At 42.9% G+C, this 26,229-nt stretch carries 28 protein-coding genes; 15 read left to right on the top strand and 13 right to left on the bottom strand.

The window, feature by feature from the left end; translation table 11 throughout:
- Positions 1 to 85: 85 nt before the first annotated feature.
- From GTK07_RS08710 to GTK07_RS08695, 4 genes are all read right to left on the bottom strand, one after another.
- Positions 86 to 2,482, bottom strand: a complete 2,397-nt coding sequence (locus tag GTK07_RS08710; RefSeq protein ID WP_163634894.1) for a sodium-translocating pyrophosphatase — start codon at positions 2,480 to 2,482, stop codon at positions 86 to 88.
- Between the two features lie 112 nt (positions 2,483 to 2,594).
- Complete coding sequence (locus GTK07_RS08705) at positions 2,595 to 3,122, bottom strand: inorganic diphosphatase (protein ID WP_163634893.1); 528 nt, start codon at positions 3,120 to 3,122, stop codon at positions 2,595 to 2,597.
- A 74-nt stretch (positions 3,123 to 3,196) separates the two neighbouring features.
- Positions 3,197 to 5,692 (bottom strand): DUF5686 and carboxypeptidase-like regulatory domain-containing protein, encoded by a 2,496-nt coding sequence (locus GTK07_RS08700; protein WP_163634892.1) that lies wholly within the window; start codon positions 5,690 to 5,692, stop codon positions 3,197 to 3,199.
- A 156-nt stretch (positions 5,693 to 5,848) separates the two neighbouring features.
- Entirely contained in the window at positions 5,849 to 6,829 is a 981-nt protein-coding gene (locus GTK07_RS08695) for a pyruvate dehydrogenase complex E1 component subunit beta (protein WP_163634891.1), read from the bottom strand.
- Between the two features lie 171 nt (positions 6,830 to 7,000).
- On the opposite strand from GTK07_RS08695, the gene GTK07_RS08690 reads away from it, so the two are divergent.
- The 8 genes from GTK07_RS08690 to GTK07_RS08655 all read left to right on the top strand — a co-directional run bounded on the left by GTK07_RS08690 (position 7,001) and on the right by GTK07_RS08655 (position 13,810).
- On the top strand, positions 7,001 to 7,747 hold the full coding sequence (locus GTK07_RS08690) for an electron transfer flavoprotein subunit beta/FixA family protein (protein WP_163634890.1): 747 nt from the start codon (positions 7,001 to 7,003) through the stop codon (positions 7,745 to 7,747).
- Between the two features lie 18 nt (positions 7,748 to 7,765).
- Positions 7,766 to 8,734, top strand: coding sequence for an electron transfer flavoprotein subunit alpha/FixB family protein (locus GTK07_RS08685; RefSeq protein WP_163634889.1), 969 nt, complete (start codon positions 7,766 to 7,768; stop codon positions 8,732 to 8,734).
- Between the two features lie 88 nt (positions 8,735 to 8,822).
- Positions 8,823 to 9,455 carry a bifunctional nuclease family protein gene (locus GTK07_RS08680; RefSeq protein ID WP_163634888.1) on the top strand — a complete coding sequence of 211 codons (633 nt, stop codon included), beginning with the start codon at positions 8,823 to 8,825 and terminating at the stop codon, positions 9,453 to 9,455.
- A gap of 6 nt (positions 9,456 to 9,461) precedes the next feature.
- The gene (locus GTK07_RS08675; RefSeq protein WP_163634887.1) at positions 9,462 to 10,952 is read left to right on the top strand and encodes a NupC/NupG family nucleoside CNT transporter; all 1,491 of its coding nucleotides are present in this window, start codon (positions 9,462 to 9,464) and stop codon (positions 10,950 to 10,952) included.
- 102 nt (positions 10,953 to 11,054) lie between these two features.
- The gene (locus GTK07_RS08670; protein WP_163634886.1) at positions 11,055 to 11,417 is read left to right on the top strand and encodes a four helix bundle protein; all 363 of its coding nucleotides are present in this window, start codon (positions 11,055 to 11,057) and stop codon (positions 11,415 to 11,417) included.
- A 114-nt stretch (positions 11,418 to 11,531) separates the two neighbouring features.
- On the top strand, positions 11,532 to 12,356 hold the full coding sequence (locus tag GTK07_RS08665) for a thymidylate synthase (protein ID WP_163634885.1): 825 nt from the start codon (positions 11,532 to 11,534) through the stop codon (positions 12,354 to 12,356).
- Between the two features lie 15 nt (positions 12,357 to 12,371).
- Positions 12,372 to 13,028 (top strand): HAD family hydrolase, encoded by a 657-nt coding sequence (locus GTK07_RS08660; protein WP_163634884.1) that lies wholly within the window; start codon positions 12,372 to 12,374, stop codon positions 13,026 to 13,028.
- Between the two features lie 32 nt (positions 13,029 to 13,060).
- Positions 13,061 to 13,810: a DUF2971 domain-containing protein gene (locus tag GTK07_RS08655; RefSeq protein WP_163634883.1), complete on the top strand. Its 750-nt coding sequence runs from the start codon at positions 13,061 to 13,063 to the stop codon at positions 13,808 to 13,810.
- Positions 13,811 to 13,817: 7 nt separating this feature from the next.
- Here the strand turns inward: GTK07_RS08655 and GTK07_RS08650 are convergent, their stop codons facing one another.
- Positions 13,818 to 14,012 carry a hypothetical protein gene (locus GTK07_RS08650; protein WP_163634882.1) on the bottom strand — a complete coding sequence of 65 codons (195 nt, stop codon included), beginning with the start codon at positions 14,010 to 14,012 and terminating at the stop codon, positions 13,818 to 13,820.
- Between the two features lie 90 nt (positions 14,013 to 14,102).
- Here GTK07_RS08650 and GTK07_RS08645 point away from each other — a divergent pair, with 90 nt between their 5' ends.
- From GTK07_RS08645 to GTK07_RS08630, 4 genes are all read left to right on the top strand, one after another.
- Positions 14,103 to 14,597 carry a DinB family protein gene (locus GTK07_RS08645; RefSeq protein ID WP_163634881.1) on the top strand — a complete coding sequence of 165 codons (495 nt, stop codon included), beginning with the start codon at positions 14,103 to 14,105 and terminating at the stop codon, positions 14,595 to 14,597.
- A gap of 35 nt (positions 14,598 to 14,632) precedes the next feature.
- On the top strand, positions 14,633 to 14,983 hold the full coding sequence (locus GTK07_RS08640) for a DUF2200 domain-containing protein (protein ID WP_163634880.1): 351 nt from the start codon (positions 14,633 to 14,635) through the stop codon (positions 14,981 to 14,983).
- A gap of 132 nt (positions 14,984 to 15,115) precedes the next feature.
- Positions 15,116 to 15,328, top strand: coding sequence for a putative signal transducing protein (locus tag GTK07_RS08635; protein ID WP_163634879.1), 213 nt, complete (start codon positions 15,116 to 15,118; stop codon positions 15,326 to 15,328).
- 68 nt (positions 15,329 to 15,396) lie between these two features.
- Positions 15,397 to 16,230: an alpha/beta hydrolase gene (locus GTK07_RS08630; protein WP_203583757.1), complete on the top strand. Its 834-nt coding sequence runs from the start codon at positions 15,397 to 15,399 to the stop codon at positions 16,228 to 16,230.
- Positions 16,231 to 16,355: 125 nt separating this feature from the next.
- On the opposite strand, the gene GTK07_RS08625 is transcribed toward GTK07_RS08630, so the two are convergent.
- Both GTK07_RS08625 and GTK07_RS08620 read right to left on the bottom strand, forming a co-directional pair.
- A complete protein-coding gene (locus GTK07_RS08625) occupies positions 16,356 to 16,652 on the bottom strand; it encodes an isoamylase early set domain-containing protein (RefSeq protein ID WP_163634878.1) in 297 nt (98 codons plus the stop codon).
- A 143-nt stretch (positions 16,653 to 16,795) separates the two neighbouring features.
- Complete coding sequence (locus tag GTK07_RS08620; RefSeq protein ID WP_163634877.1) at positions 16,796 to 17,887, bottom strand: aminotransferase class V-fold PLP-dependent enzyme; 1,092 nt, start codon at positions 17,885 to 17,887, stop codon at positions 16,796 to 16,798.
- 54 nt (positions 17,888 to 17,941) lie between these two features.
- Between GTK07_RS08620 and GTK07_RS08615 the strand changes: the two genes are divergently transcribed.
- Positions 17,942 to 18,334: a 2TM domain-containing protein gene (locus GTK07_RS08615; protein ID WP_163634876.1), complete on the top strand. Its 393-nt coding sequence runs from the start codon at positions 17,942 to 17,944 to the stop codon at positions 18,332 to 18,334.
- Positions 18,331 to 18,822, top strand: coding sequence for a dihydrofolate reductase (locus GTK07_RS08610; RefSeq protein ID WP_163634875.1), 492 nt, complete (start codon positions 18,331 to 18,333; stop codon positions 18,820 to 18,822). Before GTK07_RS08615 ends, GTK07_RS08610 begins: the two co-directional genes overlap by 4 nt.
- A gap of 3 nt (positions 18,823 to 18,825) precedes the next feature.
- Here GTK07_RS08610 and murI read toward each other — a convergent pair whose 3' ends face one another.
- On the bottom strand, positions 18,826 to 19,629 hold the full coding sequence (gene murI / locus GTK07_RS08605; protein WP_163634874.1) for a glutamate racemase: 804 nt from the start codon (positions 19,627 to 19,629) through the stop codon (positions 18,826 to 18,828).
- Between the two features lie 137 nt (positions 19,630 to 19,766).
- Between murI and GTK07_RS08600 the strand changes: the two genes are divergently transcribed.
- Positions 19,767 to 20,507: a hypothetical protein gene (locus GTK07_RS08600; RefSeq protein WP_163634873.1), complete on the top strand. Its 741-nt coding sequence runs from the start codon at positions 19,767 to 19,769 to the stop codon at positions 20,505 to 20,507.
- Positions 20,508 to 20,578: 71 nt separating this feature from the next.
- Here the strand turns inward: GTK07_RS08600 and GTK07_RS08595 are convergent, their stop codons facing one another.
- The 5 genes from GTK07_RS08595 to porG form a co-directional block, all read right to left on the bottom strand.
- A complete protein-coding gene (locus GTK07_RS08595) occupies positions 20,579 to 21,088 on the bottom strand; it encodes an OmpH/Skp family outer membrane protein (protein ID WP_163634872.1) in 510 nt (169 codons plus the stop codon).
- 47 nt (positions 21,089 to 21,135) lie between these two features.
- Entirely contained in the window at positions 21,136 to 21,975 is an 840-nt protein-coding gene (locus tag GTK07_RS08590) for an OmpH/Skp family outer membrane protein (protein WP_163634871.1), read from the bottom strand.
- Between the two features lie 98 nt (positions 21,976 to 22,073).
- Complete coding sequence (bamA, locus tag GTK07_RS08585; RefSeq protein ID WP_163634870.1) at positions 22,074 to 24,752, bottom strand: outer membrane protein assembly factor BamA; 2,679 nt, start codon at positions 24,750 to 24,752, stop codon at positions 22,074 to 22,076.
- On the bottom strand, positions 24,724 to 25,464 hold the full coding sequence (locus GTK07_RS08580; protein ID WP_163634869.1) for an isoprenyl transferase: 741 nt from the start codon (positions 25,462 to 25,464) through the stop codon (positions 24,724 to 24,726). The genes bamA and GTK07_RS08580 overlap by 29 nt, the downstream gene beginning before the upstream one ends.
- Positions 25,465 to 25,467: 3 nt before the next feature.
- Positions 25,468 to 26,151: a type IX secretion system protein PorG gene (gene porG / locus GTK07_RS08575; RefSeq protein WP_163634868.1), complete on the bottom strand. Its 684-nt coding sequence runs from the start codon at positions 26,149 to 26,151 to the stop codon at positions 25,468 to 25,470.
- Positions 26,152 to 26,229 lie beyond the last annotated feature (78 nt).

Genomic DNA, 26,229 nt, shown 5'->3' with positions numbered 1-26,229 from the left:
TTTCACATCTCGACTCCGCTCGATATGACACCATAAAAAAACCACGCCAAGGCGTGGTTTTTCCAGCTTTACTTTAAAGCGAGAGCTAATTCTTTGCCCTAGCACTCTTGTATTCTTCAATCTTTTTTTCAAGTTCTTCCTTGGAGTTGGCCGTAAACTCTTCAACCTCTTCAACGGTTTCACCATTGATCGTGGTACTTGAGATCACCATTGCCTTAAAAGCCCCTTCTTCGGTATTGCTTACCTCCACTCGGATTTGCTTTTCAACTTCTTTGGTTTCCTTCATATCATCAGAAGAAATGGTAACGGAAACTTCCTCTTTCACCATTGCCATATCGTCGGAAGAAAGGCTCACCAAACTTGGGGCAATCACCAACGCCACTACGGACATCAATTTAAGCAAAATATTCAAAGATGGACCGGAAGTATCCTTAAATGGGTCACCAACGGTATCCCCAACCACAGCAGCTTTATGGGCATCACTACCTTTTCGGCCTTCGGCTTCAATGGTTTTCTTGGCATTATCCCAAGCTCCACCAGCATTGGATTGGAATATCGCCATCAAAACTCCAGCAGTAGTAACACCGGCCAAAAGTCCTCCCAACATTTCGGCACCGCCGATAAATCCAACAGCAACAGGTACAGCAATGGCCAACAAACCTGGCATTACCATTTCTTTGATGGAAGCCTGCGTTGAAATGGCCACGCACTTCTCATATTCGGCCACACCATCGGCGGCTTCAAAAATTTCCATATCCTCCTTGGAGGCTTTGGAAAGATCGGAATCATATTTTCTCATGATTTCCAAAGCTGCTTTCAACTTTGGAATTTCTTTGAACTGACGGCGCACTTCTTCAATCATGGACATGGCCGCCCGACCTACTGCATTCATGGAAAGGGCAGAGAATACGAAGGGCAGCATACCACCCACCAATAGTCCGGCCATGATATCTGGCTGGGAAACGTCAATGGATTGTACCCCGGCGGTCTTCATAAAGGCCGCGAACAAGGCCAAGGCGGTCAACGCTGCGGAGGCAATGGCAAAACCTTTACCAATGGCAGCGGTTGTGTTACCAACGGCATCCAACTTATCGGTACGCTCCCGTACTTCTTTTGGCAATTCGGCCATCTCTGCAATACCACCCGCGTTATCAGAAATAGGTCCATAGGCATCAACAGCCAATTGGATTCCTGTATTGGCCAACATTCCTACCGCGGCAATGGCAATTCCATATAAACCTGCGAAGTAGTGCGAAACCAAAATGGCCGCGGCAATCAAAATAATAGGAATGGCAGTGGACATCATACCCACTCCCAAACCTGCGATAATATTCGTGGCCGAACCTGTCTCGGATTGGCGCACAATGGAATTGACGGGTTTTTTTCCGGTTCCCGTATAATATTCGGTAACCTTACCAACCAAAAGTCCAGCGACCAAACCTGCAATGGTAGCCCAAAAAACGCCCATGGCAGAGTATTCTTTTCCACCTTCCATCCAAGATTCAGGCAGCATGCCTTTGATGATGAAATAAGATGCGATCAACATAAGTGCTGCAGAACCGAATTCGCCAATATTCAAGGCAGTCTGAGGATTTCCTCCATCCTTCACCTTAACGAAAAAGGTTCCGATGATGGACATCACGATCCCTACGGCAGCCAGTGCCAACGGTAAATACACGGCACCCAAACCATCAAATGAAGCCTGGAATTCGGGAAGGGTGGCAAAAACAGCACCTAATACCATGGTACCGATGATAGATCCCACATAGGATTCGAAAAGGTCGGCACCCATACCGGCCACATCCCCAACGTTGTCGCCAACATTATCGGCAATGGTAGCTGGGTTTAGAGGGTGATCTTCAGGAATACCTGCCTCTACCTTACCTACCAGGTCGGCACCTACGTCAGCAGCCTTGGTATAGATACCTCCACCTACACGTGCAAAAAGTGCGATGGACGAAGCCCCTAGTGAAAATCCGGATAGTACGTTCAGGATCTCACCCAACTCCCATCCTTGACCGCTATAGATCATGAAAAGTCCACTCAAGCCCAAAACACCAAGTCCCACAACACCAAGTCCCATAACGGCACCTCCGGCAAAGGCTACTTCAAGCGCCTTACCCAATGAGGTACGGGCGGCCTGTGTAGTTCTTACGTTGGCCTTTGTGGCCACTTTCATTCCAATGAAACCGGCGAGGGCGGAACAAATGGCCCCTACCACAAAGGAAACGGCCACCATTCCGTTGGAGCCCGCCTCATTGCTTCCCTTGAAATAAAGCAATACGGCTACGGCCACCACAAAAATGCTGAGTATTTTATATTCTGCCTTTAGGAAGGACATTGCCCCATCGGCAATGTTCTTGGCAATCCTTGCCATTTTTTCATCCCCAACTTCCTGTTTGGAGATCCATACGTTTTTAATGAACACGTACAATAGGCCCAGGATACCAAAAACGGGCAAAAACTTTACGATTAAATCCATAGATTGAGTTGTTTAGAAAATTTTTAATGGCAGCTAATGTAGTAAAATACGAAGTAATAAAAAAAATGCGCTTTTCATTATAAAAAGCGCATTTTTTTAAAGTTATTATTATCTATATGGTGTAGGTCCGTTTCTTTTTGTGTTCGCTTTCTTCATAGCGCTGTACACATTCGTGATAGATCTTGATGGCCTCGTTCACATCGCCCCAACCACCGGTGTCTACTTTCTTTTCTTCCAAATCTTTGTATACCTGGAAAAAGTGTTCAATTTCCTTCAATCTGTGCGGGTTCAGTTCACTGATGTCTTCCCTTTGGCTCCAAATCGGATCGGACACCGGAACACAGATCAATTTTTCATCAGGACCTTTTTCATCGGTCATATGGAACACCCCTACCGGTTTCACTTCCATCACCACCATTGGATAGCTTGGCTCGGTGGCCAACACCAATACATCCAAGGGATCTTTGTCCAAAGCCAAGGTTTCGGGCACAAAACCGTAATCGCCAGGATACATCATGGACGAAAACAAGGTTCTATCAAATCGGATCTTGTGAAGGGTGAAGTCGTATTCGTACTTATTTCTACTACCTTTTGGGATTTCTATGAGCACATCAAAGGTAACTTGTGGTTTTTTAGACATTTCAGAGATTTATTTACTGCAAAAATAACCAGTACAACTGGATTTGGGAGCATAAATTGCCTTATTCGTATTAATTAAAAATTAAATCCGAAGGTTCCTGTAATGCCAAAAGGTCTTGCATCTGGATTTTGGAGGTAATTGCCCCTAAAATTGAAGTCTATCCTGAGTATTTTGAAGATATTACCGACCCCGAAGGAGTATTCCCAATAAATCTGATCCTCGGGTGCGGACAATGGTACGTTGGTCGGTGCACTCAAAGCGATATTTTCGTCGGAAAGCTGGCCCCAGGCCCCTCTTAGCCCTACTATTTCCCTAAGATTGAACTTTCGCAAGAAAGGAATCCTTGAGAATAAGCGTCCATTAAAGTTATGTTCCAAATGTACCGTGGCATAGGTATCGGTCACAAACTCGTAAAAATCCAGGTTTGGAAACGCGTTGTACAAGGAGAAAAGGGTCTGGTTACCTGGTATCACACTCAACAGTCCCAGAGGAACGGCCCCGAAGGTCTTACCGAGTTCCACACTACTGGTTAACCTGCCCAAACCACCAATCTGCCATGGTTGGCGATAGGAGAACTGGATTTTTTCATAATCGAAATCACTTTCCAAAAAGCCTCTGACACCTTTGGTATAGTTCAGCACCAAAGTACTGTAATCATCGTTTACATTGACGCGCTCCACCCCATAACCAATGGTTCTTTTACCTGGCGTATAGATCAAGGTAGTGTTCAAATCGAACTGTTTTACTTCCGAAGAAATGCCCGTTGGAGAGTTTGGATCTACATAATCAAGACTGAAAGCATCGGGTAAGGCCGAACTTAGGGTCCGGAACGAACTACCTACACTTATCCTGAAGTTTTTTACGGGTTCCATTTCCACATTGAAGGTAGATAGGTTAATGTTGGTCAACCTGTTATTGGAACCAACGGTCACCAAGGACGACGAAGCGATGCTCCTTCCCATGACGTCAGTGGTACTAGTCAAACTTAAGCCCAATTGCTCAATGTCCCTTCGGTTACCTCCAGAGAGAATGAGTCTATTCTTCCGATCCAGCAAAAACTTGCCCGAAAAACCATGCTTGAACTTCCTGTCATCAAAACCATAAGCCATGTATCCTTCCAAACGCCACGTATCGTTCTGTCCAAAATAGGTGCGCGCACCACCACGCAAACGGATTCCTTCGGCATCGTTGTAACCGAAAGTGCTGTAGATATCCCCAATATCCACGTTCCATTTATCGATTTCAATATATCCGGAACCCAAAATACTCACAATGTCGTAATAAGTGCGGAACTTGGGCACCGTCTTTAAGGTATCCAATAATTTAAAGATACCCGATTCGTCTGCGTTCAGGTTCTCGAGTCGGGCGTTCTTCCAAAAAATACTATCCTGGGCAAACACCCGCGGATCGTATGGATCGGAAACAGCTTTATAAAAATCTTCGGAACGGTTGGTATCGAACACATAGTTATCAAAAACCGTGGTGCGTTTACCATATACTCCCCTCGACTCCTCTTTCTTGGAAAAACTAAAGTCGCTCAACATGTAATCCCGCTTCAGCAAAAAGACTGAGTCGCTCACCACATCAAACTCCTGTTCAATATAGATTTCCTTTACCCAGTTGATGTTGGCACTCTTGGTGACCTGCATGTTGATTTTCTTGATGGCAAAAGTGGTATCGTTCACCCAAAAATCCCCTTTAAAGGTTAACTCGTTTTTCCGGCGTGGATAATAGATGATATTGTAGCACCATTTATTATCAATGAACGTACTGTCAGAAAGTACATAGTTGTACACATCCACACCTGTTTTGGACAAGGGACTGGTAAAGCTTTTATCGAAAAACTTCAGATAGTTATCATATATATCGTAGTCGGAATAGAGGTCCTCCACAAATGCAGCGATGGCCTGATTACCACTAAAACCTGAGTTTTTGTTCCCCAACACATCCTCTTTTTCCTTTTCGATGACATTGTCACCATATACTTTGGAGAAGGTCTCGTTCAAGAAAATGGGCAAATAGGTCTTTCCCGTGATGCGGGAGGTGTCCAAGTCCTCGAACATAAACTCCAGCCCCTTAAAAAGCTTGCTCTTGATCAAGGCACTATCTATGGTATTGAGGTCGAACTCAATCTTCTCGTATTTATCGAATTGGTATTGTTTGAACATCCTTACCCCGTTCTGCCTTTCCTTGGCCCAAATTTTTCTAAGGATGTCGATGGCAGGATTGTTCTTTTTGGATTGCTTTCCCGTATACACCACCACCTCTTTCAATTCTTCGGTGGATTCGGCCAGAACAATCTCAAGGCCATAGTTCACTTTTTGGGCAAGTTCAATTTCCTTGGTCTCGTACCCGATAAAGGAGACAATAATGGCGCTATAGGTATTGTCCGATTCAAAATAAAAACGACCATTGTCATTGGTAATGGTTCCTTCGGAAGAGTTTTTGAAAATAATATTGGCGAAGGAAATGGGTGCACCGTATTCATCCAGCACGATACCTTCTATTTTGGTTTGTGCGGATACCAGTAAAAGTGAAAGAAAGAAAAAAACGGTTAGGATTCTTTTCATGCTCGGATTTATGGGACGCAAAGAAAGACAACAAAGGCTTTCCTTTGATAAACTTAGGTCAAATTTGGTTCAAAGTATTTTCTTATCAAAAACTGTTCCCTAAAAAAAGCCCCATCAACTAGGTTGACGGGGCTAATATACCTTACAAATATGATTCTATAGCTTATATAACACTTTCTTAACAGCCTTGATCACGTCCTCGTGGTTAGGCAACCATTCCACCAAAAGCACAGGGGAATAAGGTGCTGGGGTGTCAGCAGTGTTCAATTTTACGATAGGGGCATCCAAATAATCAAATGCTTTGTCCTGTACATGATAGATAATTTCAGTGGCCACGTTGCCAAACGGCCAAGCCTCTTCTAAAATCACCATTCTGTTGGTTTTCTTCACGGAAGTGATGATGGCATTGATATCCATTGGACGAACGGTGCGCAAATCGATGATCTCACAGCTAATCCCTTCTTTTTCCAACTCTTCGGCAGCCTTGTAGGCTTCTTTGATGATTTTTCCAAAGGAAACAATGGTCACATCGCTACCTTCACGCTTAATGTCGGCAACTCCCAATGGAATGGTGTACTCGCCTTCTGGCACCTCACCCTTATCACCGTACATTTGCTCGGACTCCATAAAAATAACAGGGTCGTTATCTCGGATAGCGCTTTTCAACAGTCCTTTGGCATCGGCAGGGTTTGATGGAACCACTACCTTAAGTCCAGGACAATTGGCATACCAACTTTCAAAAGCCTGAGAGTGCGTGGCCGCCAACTGACCTGCAGAAGCAGTAGGACCCCTAAAAACGATAGGGCAGTTGAACTGTCCGGCAGACATCTGACGGATTTTTGCCGCGTTATTGATAATCTGGTCAATCCCCACCAAGGAGAAGTTGAAGGTCATGAATTCTATAATGGGTCGGTTGCCGTTCATGGTAGAACCCACGCCTACACCGGCAAAGCCCAACTCGGAAATCGGGGTATCCAAAACCCTTTCCGGTCCAAACTCATCCAACATTCCTTTTGAGGCTTTATAGGCACCGTTGTACTCGGCAACCTCCTCACCCATCAAATAAATGGAATCATCCCTTCTCATTTCTTCGGACATGGCCTCGGCAATAGCTTCCCTAAACTGTAGTGTTTTCATTAAATCGTGCTAAAAAATTGAATTGGCGTGCTTAAAAATGCAAGCAAAAATAGCAAAAACTCACCGAACATTGCCTGACCTTTCATCAAAAAAAAGAACAAAATTTATTATGCATGCATAATAAATTTAATTATTATTGGCTATATTTGACAACATAAACCTTAAGTATATATGAAGATTTTAGTTTGCATAAGCAACGTACCGGATACTACTTCCAAAATCAATTTTACGGAAGGCGACACCAAGTTTGATACAAACGGGGTTCAATTTGTGATTAATCCCAACGATGAGTTCGGATTGACCCGCGCCATGTGGTTCAAGGAAAAACAAGGTGCAACCGTACATGTGGCAACCGTTGGAGGGGCCCAAACGGAACCCACCATAAGAAAGGCACTTGCCATTGGCGCCGACGAGGCAATCAGAGTAAATGCCGAACCAAAGGATGGTTTTTTCGTAGCTAAGCAATTGGCCGAAGTGGTCAAAAATGGTGGTTATGACCTGGTCATTGCCGGTAGGGAATCCATTGACTATAATGGTGGAATGGTACCCGGAATGTTGGCCACCTTATTGGAAATGAACTTTGTAAATACCTGCATAGGTTTGGAAATTGAAGGAACCCAAGCTACCGCTTTGCGTGAAATCGACGGAGGAAAGGAAAAATTGAGTACTTCCTTGCCATTGGTCATCGGTGGTCAAAAAGGGTTGGTTGAGGAAAGCGACCTACGCATTCCCAACATGCGTGGTATCATGATGGCCAGACAAAAAGCACTGAACGTAGTGGAACCTGTGGACGCCCCACAGTTGACCAAGGATGGAAAATTTGACAAACCTGCACCAAAAGGGGCCGTTAAATTGGTTAGCCCTGATAATGTTGGGGAACTGGTAGACCTATTGCACAACGAAGCTAAAGTTATCTAAACAAGATTTGAAAATATTATGTCAGTATTAGTATATGCCGAATCCCTTAAGGGAAAATTGAAAAAGAATGCTTTTGAAGTGGCTTCTTATGCCTACAAGGTGGCCCAAGATTTGGGTACCACCGTTACGGCTGTAACGTTCAATGCACAGGACGATGCAACCTTGGGCACTTATGGGGTTTCCAAAATTTTGAAAGTAGCCAATGATAAACTGGACACCTTCAATGCCAAAGCTTATGCCGATGCTTTGGCACAGGCTGCTAAAGCTGAAGGAGCCAAAGTCATCGTTTTAAGCTCCAGTTCAGACACCAAATTTTTGGCACCGATACTTGCCACTAAAATGGATGCGGGATATGTTCCCAATGTGGTTGCCGCTCCTGATAGCACTTCCCCATTCGTGGTAAAAAGAACGGCTTTCAGTAACAAGGGCTTTGCCCATACTGAGATTTCTTCCGATGTAAAAGTGATCGGGGTATCCAATAATGCATACGGAGTTGTGGAAAATAATGTATCGGCCGCTGTGGAAGATTTTAATCCTTCATTGACCGATGGCGACTTTGCCGTAAAATCGGTCGAAGTGGATAGAGTTTCAGGAAAAGTAACCATTGCCGATGCCGATATTGTGGTGTCAGGCGGTCGTGGGTTGAAGGGCCCTGAAAATTGGGGTATGATCGAAGAATTGGCCCAAGTTTTGGGCGCCGCTACGGCCTGTTCCAAACCAGTTTCCGATTTGGGCTGGCGCCCCCATGGTGAACACGTGGGACAAACAGGTAAGCCTGTGGCGAGTAATCTCTATATTGCCATTGGTATTTCTGGGGCCATTCAACATTTGGCTGGTGTAAGTTCCTCCAAGGTCAAAGTGGTGATCAACAATGACCCTGAGGCTCCTTTCTTCAAGGCCGCAGATTACGGAATTGTTGGGGATGCCTTTGAGGTAGTGCCCAAACTCATCGAAAAATTAAAGGAATTTAAAGCCCAAAACGCTTAAATTTTGTTAATTTGCCCATTGCAAGGGGCTGTTCAGATAACTGGTAAAGCCACTTATTTGGACAGCTTTTTTGCTTTAGGAGGAGATTATGAGTTTAGTACGGCTAAAAATAAAGGGAATATCATACAGTCAAACCCAAAACGGCGCTTATGCCCTTATTTTAAATGAAGTGGAGGGAGACCGAAAACTTCCCATTGTCATTGGGGCATTTGAGGCACAATCCATTGCCATTGCCCTGGAAAAGGACATTAGACCTCCTAGACCTTTGACCCATGACCTTTTCAAGAATTTTGCGGACAGGTTTGAAATAGTGGTAAAACAGGTCATCATCCATAAATTGGTCGACGGTGTTTTTTATTCCAGCATCATCTGTGAACGCGACAAAGTGGAAGAGATCATTGATGCCCGCACCAGCGATGCCATTGCCTTGGCCCTTCGGTTTGATGCACCCATCTTTACCTACAAGACCATCTTGGACAAAGCCGGTATCTTCTTGAAATTCTCATCCAAAGAAGAAGAAAAAGAAGACGAGGACGACAGCATTGTTGTGGACGAGATCCTTCAGGAGGGAGAAACTGTTGAAATTGAATCCGGTGCCGGGTCCCATGGCTACCGAGAACTTTCCTTGGAAGAACTACACAAAGAATTGGACCAGGCAGTGGCCAATGAAGACTACGAAAAGGCTGCCAAATTAAGGGACGAAATTTCCAAGCGAAAATAAACGTACATGGCGAAAAAGACCCAGAGTTTCTTGATCCTTCTGTTCATTTGTTCAATCGCCTTAGGGCAAAATACCGTGCCAGCCGATTCTCTGAATCTTGCCTCAACCGCAAACCTCGTCACTCAGTCATCTCCAGAAATTATTGCCAACCAAGGTTTTACATTAACCACTCTTTTACGCGGGGGGTTGGGTATGGCTGTATTGATCCTGATTTCCTTTTTGTTCAGCAATAATCGAAAGGCCATCAACTGGAAAACCGTGGGCATTGGGCTTTCCCTACAAGTGTTGATTGCCATAGGGGTGCTCAAAGTCCCTTTTGTGCAATATATCTTTCGAAAATTAGGTGAATTTTTTATAAGTATTCTTGAGTTTACCCGAGCTGGAAGCCAGTTTTTGTTTGAAGGGCTTGTTGTGGATATGGATACCTTTGGATATATTTTTGCCTTTCAGGTGCTCCCCACCATTGTATTTTTCTCCGCATTGACCTCCGTGCTCTACTATTTAGGTGTTATCCAAGTTATTGTTAAGGGAATGGCGTGGCTGCTATCAAAAACACTTGGAATCTCAGGTGCAGAAAGTCTATCCGTGGCAGGAAACATCTTTTTGGGCCAAACGGAAGCCCCGCTATTGATCAAAGCGTATTTGGAAAAAATGAACCGGTCCGAAATCCTTTTGGTCATGATCGGTGGAATGGCTACCGTTGCTGGAGCTGTACTCGCGGCCTATATCGGATTTTTGGGTGGAGATGATCCAGTACTTCAATTGGTTTTTGCCAAACACCTCTTGGCCGCTTCTGTTATGGCAGCACCAGGCGCCATCGTTATTTCAAAAATATTATATCCCCAGACCGAAACGGTAAACACCGATGTAAAGGTGTCCGCGGAAAAAATTGGCACGAACATTTTGGATGCCATCGCCAACGGTACAACAGAAGGTTTGAAATTGGCCCTGAACGTGGGTGCCATGCTGTTGGTTTTTGTGGCCTTTATCGCCATGATCAATGGCATATTAGGAGGAATAGCAGGCTTTGACGGTATAACAATAGAGCAATTGAATATTAATTGGCATTTTACTTCGTTAAATGAAATAATTTCTGAAAATACTCGGTTTGACAGACTATCAATTGAATTTATTTTAGGGTATATTTTTGCCCCTCTCATGTGGCTCATTGGTGTGGCCAATGAAGATGTAATGCTAATGGGACAGTTGCTCGGTATAAAGCTTGCCGCCAGTGAATTTATCGGTTACATTCAGTTGGCCGACCTGAAAGATGTGGCGAACGGCGTGCATTTTACCTACAACAAATCCGTAATCATGGCCACGTATATGCTTTGTGGCTTTGCCAATTTTGCCTCTATCGGTATCCAAATCGGTGGTATCGGTTCCTTGGCACCCGGTCAGCGCAAGAACTTATCCGAATTCGGCATGAAGGCCGTTTTGGGCGGTTCCTTGGCTTCCTTGCTTTCTGCTACCATTGCAGGGATGATTTTGGGGTAAAGGATTGATGGGTATAGGGTGGAAGGTTCTGGGTAAAAGGATATTAGCTGACCCCATTTCATAATAATCATATCAACCTCGATCATTTAACGCAATTGTACTATGCGAAATTTTCGAGAATTGGAGGTTTGGAAAGACTCCCGAATACTGGTAAAGGAAATCTACACCATTACCAAATGTTTACCCGATTCTGAAAAATACGGCCTTGTATCCCAAATGAACAGGTGTTCAGTGTCCATTCCAGCCAATATTGCAGAAGGGTGCAGCAAGTATTCCCAAAAAGACTTTGTCCGATTTTTACAAATTAGCTTAGGTTCGGCTTTCGAATTAGAGACCCATCTCATTCTTTGCCAAGATTTGAACTTCCTTCCTTCAGAAGAATCATCATCAATCATTAAAAACATCCAACGCCTACAAAAAAAGATTGCATCCCTGATTAAATATAACAAGTCCAACCATCCGTAACCCTTCACTTTAATCCATTACCCTTAACCAAACCCCACCCGTTAATAAAGTTTTCATAAATCAGGCAGTAGACCTATTGCCCTTTCGTACGCAACCATTTACCTTTAACCCATTATGAAACAGTACCACGACCTCCTCAAACATGTGTTGGAACACGGGAACCAAAAAGGCGACCGGACAGGAACAGGAACCTTGAGCGTTTTTGGCTATCAGATGCGGTTCGACCTTTCGGAAGGATTTCCCATGGTGACCACCAAAAAATTGCATTTAAAGTCCATTATTTATGAACTGTTGTGGTTTTTGAAGGGGGATACCAATATTGAATACCTGCAAGAGAACGGCGTACGTATTTGGAACGAGTGGGCGGATGAAAACGGAGACCTCGGTCCTGTATACGGACATCAATGGCGCAATTGGAACAGTGAGGAAATCGACCAGATACAGGAAGTGGTGGATACCTTGAAGAACAATCCCAATAGTCGCCGTATGTTGGTCTCTGCCTGGAACCCCAGCGTATTGCCCGACACTTCCGTTTCCTTTGCGGAAAATGTGGCCAACGGTAAGGCTGCTCTCCCTCCCTGCCATGCGTTTTTCCAGTTTTATGTAGCAGATGGGAAACTGTCTTGCCAATTGTACCAACGCAGTGCCGATATCTTTTTGGGGGTACCCTTCAACATTGCCTCTTACGCTTTGTTCACGATGATGATGGCACAAGTCTGTGGCTACCAGCCTGGGGATTTTATCCACACCTTTGGTGACGCCCATATCTACAACAACCATTTGGAACAGGTGGAACTGCAATTGAGCCGTGACCCTCGCCCATTGCCCACCATGAAAATCAATCCAAATGTAAAGGACATTTTTGCCTTTACATTTGATGATTTTGAACTACTTAACTACGACCCACATCCCCATATTAAAGGCGTGGTTGCCGTATAAATCTGATTTGAGCAAATGCAAAAAGGCGGGGTAATTTTTGACTTTAATGGCACCTTATTTTGGGATTCCGAATACCAGGAAAAGTCTTGGGACGAATATTTGGCGGCACACCATATTTTCCTGACCGAACAGCAAAAGAGGGATTACATCCATGGCCGCAACGGGAAGGATACGCTAGAAATTCTCTTCAAACGGCCTTTTAGCGATGAAGAAGTGCATCAGTATTCCGAAGAAAAAGAAGTGCTTTACCGCAACGAATGTTTGAAACACAAAATGGAACTGGCACCCGGTGCACTGGCCCTTTTGGATTATTTAAGGGGGAACGATATTCCCATGGCCATTGCCACGGCTTCTGGAAAATCGAATGTGGACTTTTTTATAGACCAGTTTAACTTACTCGATTATTTTGCCGAGGAGCATATTGTGTACAACGATGGCACTGTAAAGGGAAAACCTCACCCCGACTTATTTGACAGGGCCATAGAACGATTGGGCGTGGGCAAGGCAGGTTCCGTTATTTTTGAGGACTCCCACTCCGGGGTACAGGCAGCCCTGAATTGCCAAGTGGGCCATGTGGTCATCGTAAACTCCACCGACTCTGATTATGCCGATTTTGACCTCCCCATCATCACCCATTTTGATGGGTTTGACAGAAGGCTTTTAAAAAATTGATTATCTTTTTTCTCTGAAAATATGGGACAAGCATGTCGGATGATTCCCTTTTTAACACGTATCGAGATAAATCATATCGATTTATTTCCTTTGATGGCCTTTATAGTACAATTGAAAACCAAAGACTAAGGTTTTCAAGGGCAGACCAATTCAATGACCCTTTAGATAATAGTCCATTTTTGATGGATTTGGATTGGGAAAACTTATCCAAAAAAGGACATAAGCTTATTCAACATGCTACAAAGATTGCATTTGAAAGAGCCTTTTCATCAACATATATATGTTGTTTTTCAAAAACCTATACTACTGAAAAGTCATATTTGATGTGGGCACATTATGGAAAATCTCATACGCAAGTCTGTTTTGAAATAGATTTCTCAAAACATGACTATTGTGGTAGTCCTTCGGAAGTCGTTTACCCAGAAAGCCTACTTGAAAAAAGAAATTTAAAAAAAATAAAAGAAGGGGAATTGGGCATGTTTGTGGTAACAAATAAAAGTAATATTTGGGATTACGAGGAAGAAGTACGCCTTGTTTTTGATATTCGCTACGTCAAAAACCTAATGGATTTAAAAATTACTAATGATGGAAAAAACTTGGATGTTCCTTTTAATCCAAAATTGATATCCAAGGTCATTTTTGGATATAAATCACTAGAATTTGACCAATTGAAAACTATTTCGTTTTTCAATAACATTGGTCATATGCCAAGATATGAACAAATGATAGTTGACCCCTTAACATTAAAACTAAAACCCATAATGTATGAGCCTTCGATATAACACAAGTTCAAGATTTTCCCCTCAAAACCCCATTAATATCCCGTAACGCGGTAACCACTTGTTGGATTTCCCTTTGGGAAAACGCTCCTTCCTCCACATAAAAGAGCATTTCCAGACCCAAGTCCAGTATGTTGGCCAGTTCGGCAGGGGAGCCATAGGCATCTTCAAACAAATCCGAAAATATTATCTCCTTTTGGGTCATGCCCAAATGTAAAATCCCTGATTGGATAAACCGTCATAATCAATTATGACTGTATTTATTTTTTTTAACTTCAGCTAATAAAACAAATCCATGAACCCGCTTATCCAATACACCATCGCACAATTTGAGGAAATCCAGGACGGTTACCCTTGGGTAGGCAATTCCTTTGCCAGTAAGCTAGCCGATGTGGATGCAGACCTCGTGTTTAAAAGACCTTTGGAAGGTTTGCACAGTATTGCTGAGACCATTTCGCACCTCACTTTTTGGCGAAAAGAGGCCTTGCTGAAAATCAAAACGGGCCAAGGCAGCAAAACGGACGATTGCCCAGAAAATTGGTTGCCCAACGACATCCTAAAACAAAAAGGTTGGGAGCAGATCCAAAAGGAATACGATGACACCTTGAAGGAACTCATCACTTTGCTTAAAAACAAAGAAGATGCATTTCTTTCACAAACCTATTACGATATCGACTTTAAGGGCGACTACACATACAGCTTTCTAGTAAATGGTATGTTACACCATGATGTGTACCATTTGGGGCAGTTGGGCCTTATCATCAAATTTCTGAAAGAGAAAAACCCTTAAATTGCTAGTTGTCAATTAATACTAAACAAGCCATCATGGACAAACACAGAATCTTTACCACCTCGGTTGCCAGTGTATATCCACATTATATCACCAAAGCAGAGAAAAAAGGCCGCACCAAGGAGGAGGTGGATACCATCATCCAATGGTTGACCGGCTACGACCAAAAAGCGCTGCAACACATTTTAGATAACCGTATAGATTTTGAGACTTTTTTTGGAGAAGCACCCCGATTGAACCCGAATGTTGACAAAATAACGGGGGTGATCTGTGGGTATCGGGTAGAAGAAATGGAAGACGGACTCATGAAAAAAATCCGGTATTTGGACAAGCTGGTGGACGAACTGGCCAAGGGCAAGGCCATGGAGAAAATATTAAGGAAGTAGTATTCACGTTTTCCCGATCCAAAGCCATGGGCCTTGGAACCGATTGCAAGCAAATCCTTGTACCTCGTCTTTATATCAACTATCTTTAATACATAAGGATTTGGGCTATACAAGCCGTAAAAATGAAACACTATGAGTTGGGTTACCATTAAAAGTTCGCACTATGAAACCGATTTGCTCCCCTTGAAGAGCAGGCTGGAAGCTGAAGGCATCCAATGCTTTTTGCGCAACGAACACACCACGCAGGTCATGAGCCACATGGCCACCTTTGTTGCGGAACTTCAAGTTGCAAAAGAGGATATGGAGAAAGTGAGGGAAATTATGACGGAAATAGAAAAGGCATAGGCACCTAACAAAAACTGGTTTCGAGCCATTGAAATATGCAACAAAAAGCCTACTAACCACAAGTTCCCTTGAAGAAACGATTCCTTATCCCACTATTTTTCCTTCTCCTTTTCAGCAGGTTAATAGTTGTAGGTCAAGTTGGAAAACCCATAGAACTGGGCCATTCCATTTCTGTACACTCCACCATCCTCAATGAGGAAAGATCCATTTTGGTGAGTCTTCCCCACTCCTATAGCGATCCTTCAAAATCTGACACTCAATATCCAATTATTATTTTATTGGACGGATATGTCCACTTTGAAACCACATCGGCCATTGTCCAATTTATGGGTTCCCGTACCAACCGCAACTACCTGATGCCGGAAACCATTGTGGTGGCCATCGAAAATGTGGATCGCGAACGGGATTTCACCATTACCAAATTGCAGACCAAGCGTGCCAACACCATGGGTGGGGGCAAAAAATTCCTGGATTTTATTGAAAAGGAATTGATTCCTTATGTAGAGAACCATTATCGTGCAGCCCCACATCGTACCTTGATAGGGCACTCCCTCGGTGGCTTGTTGACCGTAAATGCCTATTTGGACCCCAACAGTGTGTTTAATGCCTATTTGGCCATCGATCCCAGTATTTGGTGGGACGAAACCACCATGGAAAGTAAAATGGCTTCAATGACCCCGACCTCCATCAACAAAAAATTATACTGGGCCACGGCCAACCAAGGCGAGACCAATTACGAGCGGAACAAAAAGCGACACGACCAATTTGTAGCGATGATGGAGGAGCGCTGGCGCGACAAACTTCAGGTAAAACAAGATTATTTTGAAGCCGAAAACCATCGGTCGGTGCCACTACCGGCACTTTACAAAGGCCTAAAGTACCTCAACGAGACCCATAAGTAAAAAACGTTTTTTTGAAGGGTAAAAATGTGAAGATGGTGAGACCCTGAATCAAGTTCAGGGTAAAAAAAACCGCCATCAGCTTGGGGAAACCGATGACGGTGCATTAAAATTACCTTTCTAAAAAGTTATACTTCCAAAACGGCGTTTTCCGTGCCGGCATACTCGTTCCATTGGAAACGATCGGCCTCAGCATCGTTGGTATAGTTGCCATCTATCAAATATCTGAACTCATAGGTGTTCTCCACAGGAAGTTCAAAAGTTCCCTTGAAGGTTCCATCCTTCAATTTTTTCAATCCGCTGCCCTTGGGGTTCCACTTGTTGAAATCGCCGACTACCGCAACGGTTTCCGCCTCATCCGCAGGAACACTGAAAGTGACCTTGCAAACAGGCTTGCTCTTTAGGTATTGTTTCTTAATTGCCATGGTACCAAAATTTTAATTCCACCACAAAGCAATACATAAAACTGCTTATTTACAATTAGTTACCACCGATTTATCATATTGATAAAATGCACCTAACAATAGGGTTACTTTTATCAAATTAGATCATGGATTTTTACCAATTATTATTTTGACATCCAACGTTTTAGAAGTGTGGCAATAACATCCACTTCTTCCTCCGTATTGTAAAAATGGAAGCTCAATCGCACCCCTCCTCCCCTTGGTGAAACCACCACATTTTCTTCGGTCAATTTATCGAAAAGCTTTTTATCGTCCTTTATATTGAAAATGGTACTGTGCTGTTTTCTCTGACTTACAAAAGGTTGAAGCAGCCCTAGATCGGAGAATGCGGTCATGGCCCTATTGGACAATTTCTGGAGCTGGGCCTGAACGTTCTCTAGACCGATCTCATCCAAAAAATTAAGGGCAAATTCTAAACTTCCAAAGTTGAAGGAGTCCAAGTGGCCAGGCTCCAAGAACTTACAGAACGGGATGCTGTCACGCTTGGAGAGGTCGTTGTTCACGGAACCGTTGCCTATGCCTTTTAATTCAAATTGGTCCTTTATACCATCCTTTATCAGGAAAAAACCATTGCCATAACCCGCCAATAGCCATTTGTAGGCGCTGGCCCCTAGAATATCCACCCCCGAAGCCTCAAAATCAAAAGGTTCCATTCCCAAGTACTGGGTTCCGTCCGCCATGATCATCACATCGGGGAAATCCTTTTTCACCTGCTTTAAAAAGTCAAGATCAATTTTTACCCCGTTCACCCATTGCACCAAACTCAAGGCCAGAATATCTATTTTTCCGGTTTTTAGTTTTTCATGTATGCGCTCCTCCATATGCTCATCGATATCCACATACTCCCTTTTAAAGTTTCGGGTCTCGAAAGGCCAGTTCACCGAGGGATAATCGTTATGCAGCAGCAATACTGTTTTATCCTTGGGAAGGCCTTCCAACAACAAATTGAGTCCCAAACTGAAATTGGGAACCAAGGCCACATTTTCGGGCTTACAATGAAAAAACCTTCCGACCGTTTTCTTGATTTCGGGCATGTGCGCAAATCCCTTGTTCTTCATCTCACTACCGCCAATAAGGTAGTCCAGGTCATGGCCTTGCCTCCATTCCATGAGGTCTTCGCTCAAAAGTCCTGCAGAAGCCGTGTTGGCATAAATGTATTGGTTTAGAACAGGGAATTTTTTTCTCAGATTTTGCATTACGGGGTATTTGGATACAATTCAACTATATTTGTTGTTAAAGATAGCCATTCCATGTTGTCATTCGGAAAAAAGAAAACACCTGAATTGGATCTGGAGCAGCACGAGCTTTTGGAGAATGCCCATAAACGCATCAAACAAAAGAAACGGCTGTTCTCCCACTTTGTGGTTTTTTTGATCGGCAGTGTTTTTTTGGTTCTGATCAACAAAATCCTCAAGTATGGGGATTCCTACGATTGGTTTATTTGGGCCATTACCTTTTGGGCCTTTTTGTTCGTGATCCATGCCTTTAACGTGTTCGTAACGCATAGGTTCATGGGACAGGACTGGGAACGCCAGCAGCGGGAAAAATTGGTGGCCTTGCAGAAGAAACGCATTGCCGAAATCCAAAAAGAAATCGAGACCGAATTTCCCCTTTCCAACATCAATAAAAAAAAAGATCAATGAAGCGATTGATCATTATTGCCGCAGCCGCGGAGAACAATGCCCTGGGCAAGGACAATGACTTGGTCTGGCATCTTCCCGATGATTTTAAACGATTCAAGACGATTACATCGGGCCATAAGATCATCATGGGCAGAAAAACGCTGGAAAGCTTCCCAAAGCCACTTCCGGACCGTGAACATATCGCCATAACACGGGACAAGGATTACCAGACAAAATTCCCTTGCACCATAGTACATTCCCTGGAGGAAGCCATTGATTTGGTTCATGAAGGGGAAACGGCCTTCATCATCGGTGGTGGTGAAATCTACAAACAGTCTATGACCATTGCTACGGACATTGAACTTACCCGCGTACACGCAACATTCGAGGCGGATGCTTTTTTTCCTGTGATCGATGAAAAGGAATGGGAATTGGTCAACGAGGAACATCATCCAAAGGATGATAGGCACCAATATAGTTTTACCTACCTGACCTATAAACGAAAATAGAAATCAAAAATCGAGGTACGAAACCTCGCAATCAGGCCCATCCACAAAACTTTTCAGGATGTCCACATTCTTGTTGGTGTACAAGGTATACTTCGGATGGTTTGTTTCCGGAGCCAATAACCCGTTTTGTTCCAAGATGGCTTTGGTTTGTCTGGCAACAGCTTCCCCAGAATCAATGATAGTGACGTTATTCGGCAACATTTCCTTCAATACGGGAATCAAGTAAGGATAATGGGTGCATCCCAACACCAGGCAGTCGATTTGTTGTTCCAACATTGGATCTAAAAAGGTGGCCAAAAGCTCCCTCATTTCAGTGGAATACACTTTGTTGGACTCGATCAATTCCACAAGCCCTTTTCCTTCTTGCTCCACCACGGTAATCCCTTCGGCAAAGAGTTTGGAGGTATTATGGAACAAACTGCTGGAGAGCGTTCCTTTTGTGGCCAGAACACCCACTTTTTTGGTCTTTGTATGAAATGCCGCAGGTTTTATGGCAGGTTCTATCCCAATAAATGGTACGTGATAATTTTCCCGGAGGTAATCAATGGCATTTGTGGTTGCTGTATTGCAGGCCACCACAATAATCTTTGATCCTTTTTCCAAAAGGAGTTCTGTATTCTTGATGCTCAGACGGAGAATTTCTTCCCTTGATTTTTCACCATAGGGGGCATTGGCACTATCGGCCAGGTACAGGGTGCTTTCATGGGGAAGCATTTTCACCACTTCTTTCCAGATGGAGGTTCCCCCCACCCCTGAATCAAAAATCCCGACAACATTACCCAAATATTGGTTTAAAGAATGATTCATTGATTAACCTATCATTTTATCTCTAATTTATAAATCCGATTCTAATTTATAAATCAAACCATCTTTCCAAAACTTTGTTATTCGAATTTTTACAAATTGGCCTGAATTTTAATTTAAAACTTTTAAAACAGACAGTTATGAGAAAATTATTTTTTTTACTTGTGAGTATTCTAGTCATTTCTTGCTCAAATGAGGGCATACCTACAGAAGAAATTACTGATCAAAATCAAACATTAGTATCGAAATTTTATTTCAAAGGAACTTTTTATACCATTGAATATTATGAAGATGCTGATGGTAATCTACAACCCTTAAGTGACATTCCTGATGCATTAAAAGGACTTGACAATCTGCCAGAACTAGCAACAGTTATAAACAAAGAAGCTGTTTATTTCTTTGAAAATGAGCAAGAAAAATTCAATTTTTATAACGACGATTATGAAAAGTTATTAGAATCAAGGAAAAATGCCAGTAATTTCGATTCTAAAAATCCAGCAATTGTAGGTCCATTCAACACTTATGTGAAATTTTATCAAGATAGCTACCTAAAAGGAAACATAATGACGAATATAAATTCAGTTGATGACCTTAAAAATTTAAAAAGTGTAAATTTCAATGATAAGGCAAGTTCATGTACTATTTCCTCCACTTTTAAATACCCGTATGGAACAACCAACTATAATCAAACTAGGCGAGTTATCATGTATGAACATGCCGATTTTAAAGGAAAGAGCATTGAGATATCTAACTACTATATATCACCAGGTATATTTGGTCATGAAAGATTCAAAAGTTTATCTTCTGCCTTATTCTCAAATTGGGACGACAAAATAAGCTCAATTGATATAGTTCTCAACGGGGTATCTGAAGTAAAATAATATCATGGTTTTATAAAATAAAAAAGCTGGAGGTGTACTCCAGCTTTTTCAATATTGAGAGATTAATGTTTTTAGAATCCCAATTCTTTCTTTACCGCAGGTAAAAGATCCTTTCCTTTGGCTACGATCAAGCTCAAACCTGGGCTTGCATCGATCACGTAATCAAAACCTTGGGCAGCGGCCACCTTTTCGATGGCAGCCTTGGCCTTTTCTGAAATGGGAGCGAACAATTCTTGTTGCTTTTGTTGCATGGCTTGCATGGCAGCATTTCTGGCTTCGTCTATATTTTTTTCAAATCCTTGAAGCTCCTGAGCCCTTTTTTGGTTTTCTTCTTCCGTTTTGGAAGTGGCCTCGTTAGAGTACTGGGTATATTTATTCTGAAGTTCTGTCATTGAACCTTGGATGTCCGCTGAATAGGTTTCCTGCAATTTTTTCAATTCGGCTTGTGCAGCTTTCATCTCCGGCATTTCAGTCAACAGTTGCTGTACGTTGATATGGGCAATCTTACTCTGTGCATTTACAAAACCCGTAGCCGCCACAAACAATATTAGGGCTACAGCAATCCTTTTAACATTTCTCATGATTCTCTAAGTTACTTATTTCGATTTTAAATTTAGTGTTTCAATATTTAGTTCTGTACTGAATCCTTCTCCTGTTCCGGTTTGCTCCGGTCCTCTATTTTCGCTTGGCGTTTTGCTTCGCGTTCTTCCAACAATTTTTGTCTTCTTGCCTCGTAGGCTTTTTTTCTTTCCTCCCTTAGCCTCAGTTGTTCCGCCCGCTTGTCCTCAACTGCTTTGGCGTTGGCCTGTTGAATGGAATCGGTCCGGGCCTGTCTGTCCAAAAGCGCTTCACTTATCTCCTCATCGGCTTCTTCCTCATCAGCCTTGAACTGCTCCAAACGGTTTTTCTGGTCCTGTTTTTTATTGGAGGCACTCACCTTTCGGGTCCGTGCTATTTCCCTTAAAACCAAGTCACTGATATCGTGCCGTTTTTCGGAGTACAACATTACAACATCTGCCGATTTATCAAAAATAAAATCGTATCTTTTATTGGCCCCGATTTTTTGTACCTCGTTGAAAACCTGGTCTTGGATCGGTTGTACCAAAAGTTGTTTCTGTAGCACCAAATCCCCTTGCGGTCCGAACCGGTCCTGTTGATAATCCAACATTTCCTTTTCCAAAATCTGGATTTCCTCTTCGCGTTCCGCGATGAGTTCATCCGTCAAGAGCACTTTTTCTGCCATCAGATCTTTTTTCATCTGATCGATGGAACTTTGTTTGAGTTCTATCTCTTGTTTCCATTTTAGGGCCTTTATGTTCAGTTGCTCCGTTGCGTCCCTATACTCTTCCACATTCTCCAGGATATATTCCATATCCACGTATCCTATGCGCACCCCTCGTGAAGTTTGGGAAAACCCATGAAGGGACAACATCAAAACCACTAATGACAAAAGAACTTTCGTATTCATCTTTGATTCCGCATTTTACATAGAAAATATCGTGCCAAAATAAATCATTTATTTAAAATGGGACATTTATAAGTGACCCAGACACTATTTTCCTTTGATTAAAACTGCTGCCCGATGATGAAGTGCGTTTGCCATCCACTTGGTCCGGTAGATCCAGGTCTGGCATCACTATCGAAACCATAACCAAAATCGATTCCCAAGAGTCCGAATGCCGGCATAAAAATACGTAGCCCCACTCCGGCAGATCTTTTTAACTCAAACGGATTATATTCATTAAAATTGTTGAAAGCATTACCGGCTTCCAAAAATGATAGTGCATAAATGGATGCCGAAGGTTTTAATGTAAGCGGATAGCGAAGCTCCATGGAGAACTTATTATAGATTGTTCCCCCATCCTGCTGAAGCCTACCTGTTATCGCATTAGTTATATATGGTGTCAACGATTGATTTTGATATCCGCGCAACTGAATAACATCCCTACCATCCAACGTAAAGTTACCAAGACCATCACCTCCCACATAAAAACGCTCAAAAGGAACATCGCCAATATCGTGGTTATAGGCACCCAAGAAACCAAATTCTGCATTGGTACGGAGAACCAACTTGTCCACCAAAGTAGTGTACCAGTCACCCTTAAACTTAATCTTGTAGTATTCCAACAACTTAAAACGCTCTTCTTCCATACTCTCCAAATCATTGCCCAATTGTTGGAATTCCAATTCTTCTTCTGTATTTCTATCTAAATCCTGAAGCTCGTACAATCTTTCCGTAGTTGAATTAATATCTTCCTTTAACTGTTTGTAATCTTTGGAACTGAACAAAGAATATGGCGGAGTAAACTTAGCAGTCAATTCAAAGTTGGAACCTGACATTGGGAAAATCCTGCTCGGACCCTGAGAACTTCTAGATATACCAAGGGTATAGCTCAAAGAATTGGAACTACCATTACCAAAGTTGAACAGGCCACTGTTGTAATCGTTAAAATCATACAACTGATAACTTGCTGCATGTGAAATGGTAAAAAAGTCATCAGGCCACTGTACTCTTTTGGCCAAACCAGCGGAAACACCAGTTATTGAAAAACCTCGTTCTTTTTGAACATCCAATCTACCATTGCTATTATATCCTGTGGCAAACTGCTGGGTCCTAGAAAGGGATAGGTTGAACCTTACCGGTTTTTTACCTCCCAACCAGGGTTCAGAGAAATTCAGACTATAGACCCTGAAGGTTCTACTGGCCTGCAGACGAAGGGCAAAGGTCTGCCCATCACCCATTGGCACTGGCTTGTAGGCCTCCCCATTGAAAATATTTTTTAGGGAAAAGTTGCTAAAGGAAAGTCCCAAGGTACCAATGAAACCTCCACCGCCGAAACCACCTTGTAGTTCTATCTGGCTGGAACCTGATTCCACCAAGCTGTATTCGATATCCACGGTCCCTTCGTTGGGGTTCGGGTTTTGTATATCCGGAACTATCTGCTCCGCGTCAAAGAAGCCCAACTGACCCAACTCCCTAATGGTCCTTACTATATTTTCCTTGCTATATTTTTGACCGGGACGTGTTCTTAATTCCCTAAAGATTACGTGATCATTGGTTTTATCGTTCCCTTTTACCGTAACGTGGTCCAAATAGGTTTCCTTACCTTCAATGATCCTGATCTCAAAATCAATAGTGTCATTCACTGCGGAAACCTCAACCGGGTTAATGGTCGAGAACAGGTAACCATTGTTCTGGTAAAGATTGGTCAGATCCACGGCATCCGGTTTGGAGTCGTCGGCCACACGTTCCTTTAACAAAACCCCATTGTAAGTATCCCCTTTTTTGATTCCCAAAATTTGGCTCAATTGCCTATCAGTATACACGGAGTTTCCGACAAAATCAATATTCCCAAAGTAGTATTTATTACCTTCTTCCACTTTGATGATCAGGTCGATGTTGTGCTCATCCACTTTTACAAAGGTATCCGAGAGCACCCTGGCATCCCTATAACCTCTTTCGGCATAGGTGTCCACCAAATTGGATAAATCCTCATCAAAATCGGCCGCAATGAATTTTGACTTCTTCCAGAAACGGAACAGTTTTTTCTTCTTGGTATTCTTAAGGGCCTTACGTAACCTTTTGTTTGTAAGTTGCTCATTCCCCTCAAAGGTGATCTTTCTGATCTTTACCTTGTCTCCCTTGTTCACATTGACCACCATATTCTGTACGTTGGTGCCCGATGTGTCAGCTGTCGTGGCAATATTCACCTTGGCATTCAGGTAGCCTTGTTTTTTATACTTGTTCTGTAGGTAGTTTTTGGTATTGGCGATCAAACTTTCGGTAATTTTCTTCCCTTTTTTAAGGTCCGTATCGTTGATGATGTCCTCCACCTTGCGCTTTTTGATACCATAAACGGTAACATTGTTCAAGGTAGGACGTTCCAAAATATGAAGTTCCAAATAAATTTGGTTGCCTTCGATCTTGGTATAATACATCTCCACATTACTAAAGAGTTCCAGGCCCCACAACTTTTTGATCACGGCACTGATCTCATCACCCGGCACCTTGATGGGTTGGCCTACCCTTAACCCTGTGTAGGCCTTAACGGTCTGCTCGTTGTAACTTTGCAATCCAGTGACGGTCAATCCCCCCAAAATATATTCTTTACCATCCTCAAAGGTGGTTTCTTGGGCAAACCCCGTTCCGGACAAGAGTAGGAATGTTGCGGAAAGAAATATTCTGAGATAAACCGGTATCAGGTTATCAATACCTTTAGTTAAGTTGTTCGCTAGTTTTTCCAAATCGTCGTTCTCTATTTTGGTAACTCATTATGGCCTCTACCAAATGCTGCTCGTTAAAATCGGGCCAAAATACATCAATAAAATATAATTCCGCGTATGCAATCTGCCAGAGTAAAAAATTGCTGATCCTACATTCGCCACTGGTGCGTATAAGTAGGTCAACATCAGGCAAAAAGTGCGCGTAAAGATGTGTATTTATAACTTGTTCGTCAATATTTTCGGGTGAAATTATGTTATTTTTAACTTTGACCGCAATCTCCCGAACGGCTGATGTAATCTCTTCCCGAGAGCCATAGCTCAATGCCAGGGTAACGGTCATCCCTGTATTTTTTGATGTTTTGGCAATGACTTCGTCAAGTTCCCTATGCACCTTTTCGGGCAGGGTTTCCATCCTTCCGATGGCCTTTAACCTAATATTGTTCTTTTTCAAATTTTTGAGCTCCCTTTTCAATGCAGTCACCAGAAGCTTCATTAAAGTGTCCACCTCAATTTTGGGTCGGTTCCAATTTTCCGTGGAAAATGCATAGAGGGTAAGATATTGTATTTCAAGTTTTACGCAAGTTTCCACTGTGCGTTTTACCGCCTCGGCACCATTTTCATGACCGAACACACGGAGCTTGCCCCTTTGTTGGGCCCATCTACCGTTGCCATCCATGATGATGGCCATGTGTTTTGGAAGTTTGTCCTTGTTTAGGTCCTCTAGCGTTTGCATTATTTATTGAAAACAATCCTGGCAGGGCTTGCGTCCGAAGGTATACGTCAATGTAAAACCCGTGAACACGTACCAGTCATCGCTCAATATGTTCCCAAACCTGAACTGCTCATAATTGGAACCTTCTGGGTTACTTGCGTCCAAATTGTCCGTAAAAGTATACCTGGCCCCAATTTCGGCCCCCAGAATGAGGAACTGACTTAACCGGCATTTTGCCCCAACCGTCATTGGAATTGCAAAACTACCGTCTTTTTGGTTAATATCCTGCACTTGGAGGGCATCAAAATAATTAAAATCGTACCTGAAATAGGTTAAACCCGTATACAGGTAGGGTGTAAAGGCCGGACCGAGCTTGTGAAGGTTGTATTCCACGAAGTTGATTTCGAGTCCCGCGGAGAACTCCAAAACCGAATTATCCAACACATAGGCACGTTGTTGGCGCGATTGCATACTGGATTTGGTATCGTCTGCCGTAAATTGCCCATAGATAACGCTGCCCCTCCAAGCGTAGCGTTTTCCTTTGTTCCATTTAAAGATGCCACCAAAGGCAGGGCCGGAAGGTAAAATGTAATTGGTCCTTCCCACATCGCCCACCATATTGGCGCCCCCGGCAAACAAACCAACCTCATAGGTCTGTGCGCTGACCTTGATCACACAGCATAGAAATACAGCCAAAACTATCCGCATACTAACCAAAAAATTCAAGTTTTAAGAGTAAAGGAAGGTCAATAGATACAATATTAGATTTGTTCTCCCTTGTAAAAC

The sequence above is a fragment of the Flagellimonas sediminis genome (assembly GCF_010500845.1).
In the GTDB taxonomy this organism is placed as follows: Bacteria; Bacteroidota; Bacteroidia; order Flavobacteriales; family Flavobacteriaceae; genus Flagellimonas; species Flagellimonas sediminis.
This window is presented reverse-complemented; position numbering and strand designations above follow the sequence as displayed.

Excerpts from the sequence above, each read along its gene's own strand:
- GTK07_RS08660 (WP_163634884.1), top strand. The coding sequence starts at position 12,372 with ATGCAAAAAGGCGGGGTAATTTTTGACTTTAATGGCACCTTATTTTGG.
- GTK07_RS08655 (WP_163634883.1), top strand. The coding sequence starts at position 13,061 with ATGTCGGATGATTCCCTTTTTAACACGTATCGAGATAAATCATATCGA.
- porG (WP_163634868.1), bottom strand. The coding sequence starts at position 26,151 with ATGCGGATAGTTTTGGCTGTATTTCTATGCTGTGTGATCAAGGTCAGC.
- GTK07_RS08580 (WP_163634869.1), bottom strand. The coding sequence starts at position 25,464 with ATGCAAACGCTAGAGGACCTAAACAAGGACAAACTTCCAAAACACATG.
- GTK07_RS08710 (WP_163634894.1), bottom strand. The coding sequence starts at position 2,482 with ATGGATTTAATCGTAAAGTTTTTGCCCGTTTTTGGTATCCTGGGCCTA.
- GTK07_RS08620 (WP_163634877.1), bottom strand. The coding sequence starts at position 17,887 with ATGCAAAATCTGAGAAAAAAATTCCCTGTTCTAAACCAATACATTTAT.
- GTK07_RS08680 (WP_163634888.1), top strand. The coding sequence starts at position 8,823 with ATGAGTTTAGTACGGCTAAAAATAAAGGGAATATCATACAGTCAAACC.
- GTK07_RS08670 (WP_163634886.1), top strand. The coding sequence starts at position 11,055 with ATGCGAAATTTTCGAGAATTGGAGGTTTGGAAAGACTCCCGAATACTG.
- GTK07_RS08700 (WP_163634892.1), bottom strand. The coding sequence starts at position 5,692 with ATGAAAAGAATCCTAACCGTTTTTTTCTTTCTTTCACTTTTACTGGTA.
- GTK07_RS08705 (WP_163634893.1), bottom strand. The coding sequence starts at position 3,122 with ATGTCTAAAAAACCACAAGTTACCTTTGATGTGCTCATAGAAATCCCA.
- GTK07_RS08665 (WP_163634885.1), top strand. The coding sequence starts at position 11,532 with ATGAAACAGTACCACGACCTCCTCAAACATGTGTTGGAACACGGGAAC.
- GTK07_RS08695 (WP_163634891.1), bottom strand. The coding sequence starts at position 6,829 with ATGAAAACACTACAGTTTAGGGAAGCTATTGCCGAGGCCATGTCCGAA.
- GTK07_RS08590 (WP_163634871.1), bottom strand. The coding sequence starts at position 21,975 with ATGAATACGAAAGTTCTTTTGTCATTAGTGGTTTTGATGTTGTCCCTT.
- GTK07_RS08595 (WP_163634872.1), bottom strand. The coding sequence starts at position 21,088 with ATGAGAAATGTTAAAAGGATTGCTGTAGCCCTAATATTGTTTGTGGCG.
- GTK07_RS08600 (WP_163634873.1), top strand. The coding sequence starts at position 19,767 with ATGAGAAAATTATTTTTTTTACTTGTGAGTATTCTAGTCATTTCTTGC.
- GTK07_RS08625 (WP_163634878.1), bottom strand. The coding sequence starts at position 16,652 with ATGGCAATTAAGAAACAATACCTAAAGAGCAAGCCTGTTTGCAAGGTC.
- GTK07_RS08610 (WP_163634875.1), top strand. The coding sequence starts at position 18,331 with ATGAAGCGATTGATCATTATTGCCGCAGCCGCGGAGAACAATGCCCTG.
- murI (WP_163634874.1), bottom strand. The coding sequence starts at position 19,629 with ATGAATCATTCTTTAAACCAATATTTGGGTAATGTTGTCGGGATTTTT.
- GTK07_RS08615 (WP_163634876.1), top strand. The coding sequence starts at position 17,942 with ATGTTGTCATTCGGAAAAAAGAAAACACCTGAATTGGATCTGGAGCAG.
- GTK07_RS08685 (WP_163634889.1), top strand. The coding sequence starts at position 7,766 with ATGTCAGTATTAGTATATGCCGAATCCCTTAAGGGAAAATTGAAAAAG.
- GTK07_RS08635 (WP_163634879.1), top strand. The coding sequence starts at position 15,116 with ATGAGTTGGGTTACCATTAAAAGTTCGCACTATGAAACCGATTTGCTC.
- GTK07_RS08650 (WP_163634882.1), bottom strand. The coding sequence starts at position 14,012 with ATGACCCAAAAGGAGATAATATTTTCGGATTTGTTTGAAGATGCCTAT.
- GTK07_RS08675 (WP_163634887.1), top strand. The coding sequence starts at position 9,462 with ATGGCGAAAAAGACCCAGAGTTTCTTGATCCTTCTGTTCATTTGTTCA.
- GTK07_RS08640 (WP_163634880.1), top strand. The coding sequence starts at position 14,633 with ATGGACAAACACAGAATCTTTACCACCTCGGTTGCCAGTGTATATCCA.
- GTK07_RS08690 (WP_163634890.1), top strand. The coding sequence starts at position 7,001 with ATGAAGATTTTAGTTTGCATAAGCAACGTACCGGATACTACTTCCAAA.
- GTK07_RS08645 (WP_163634881.1), top strand. The coding sequence starts at position 14,103 with ATGAACCCGCTTATCCAATACACCATCGCACAATTTGAGGAAATCCAG.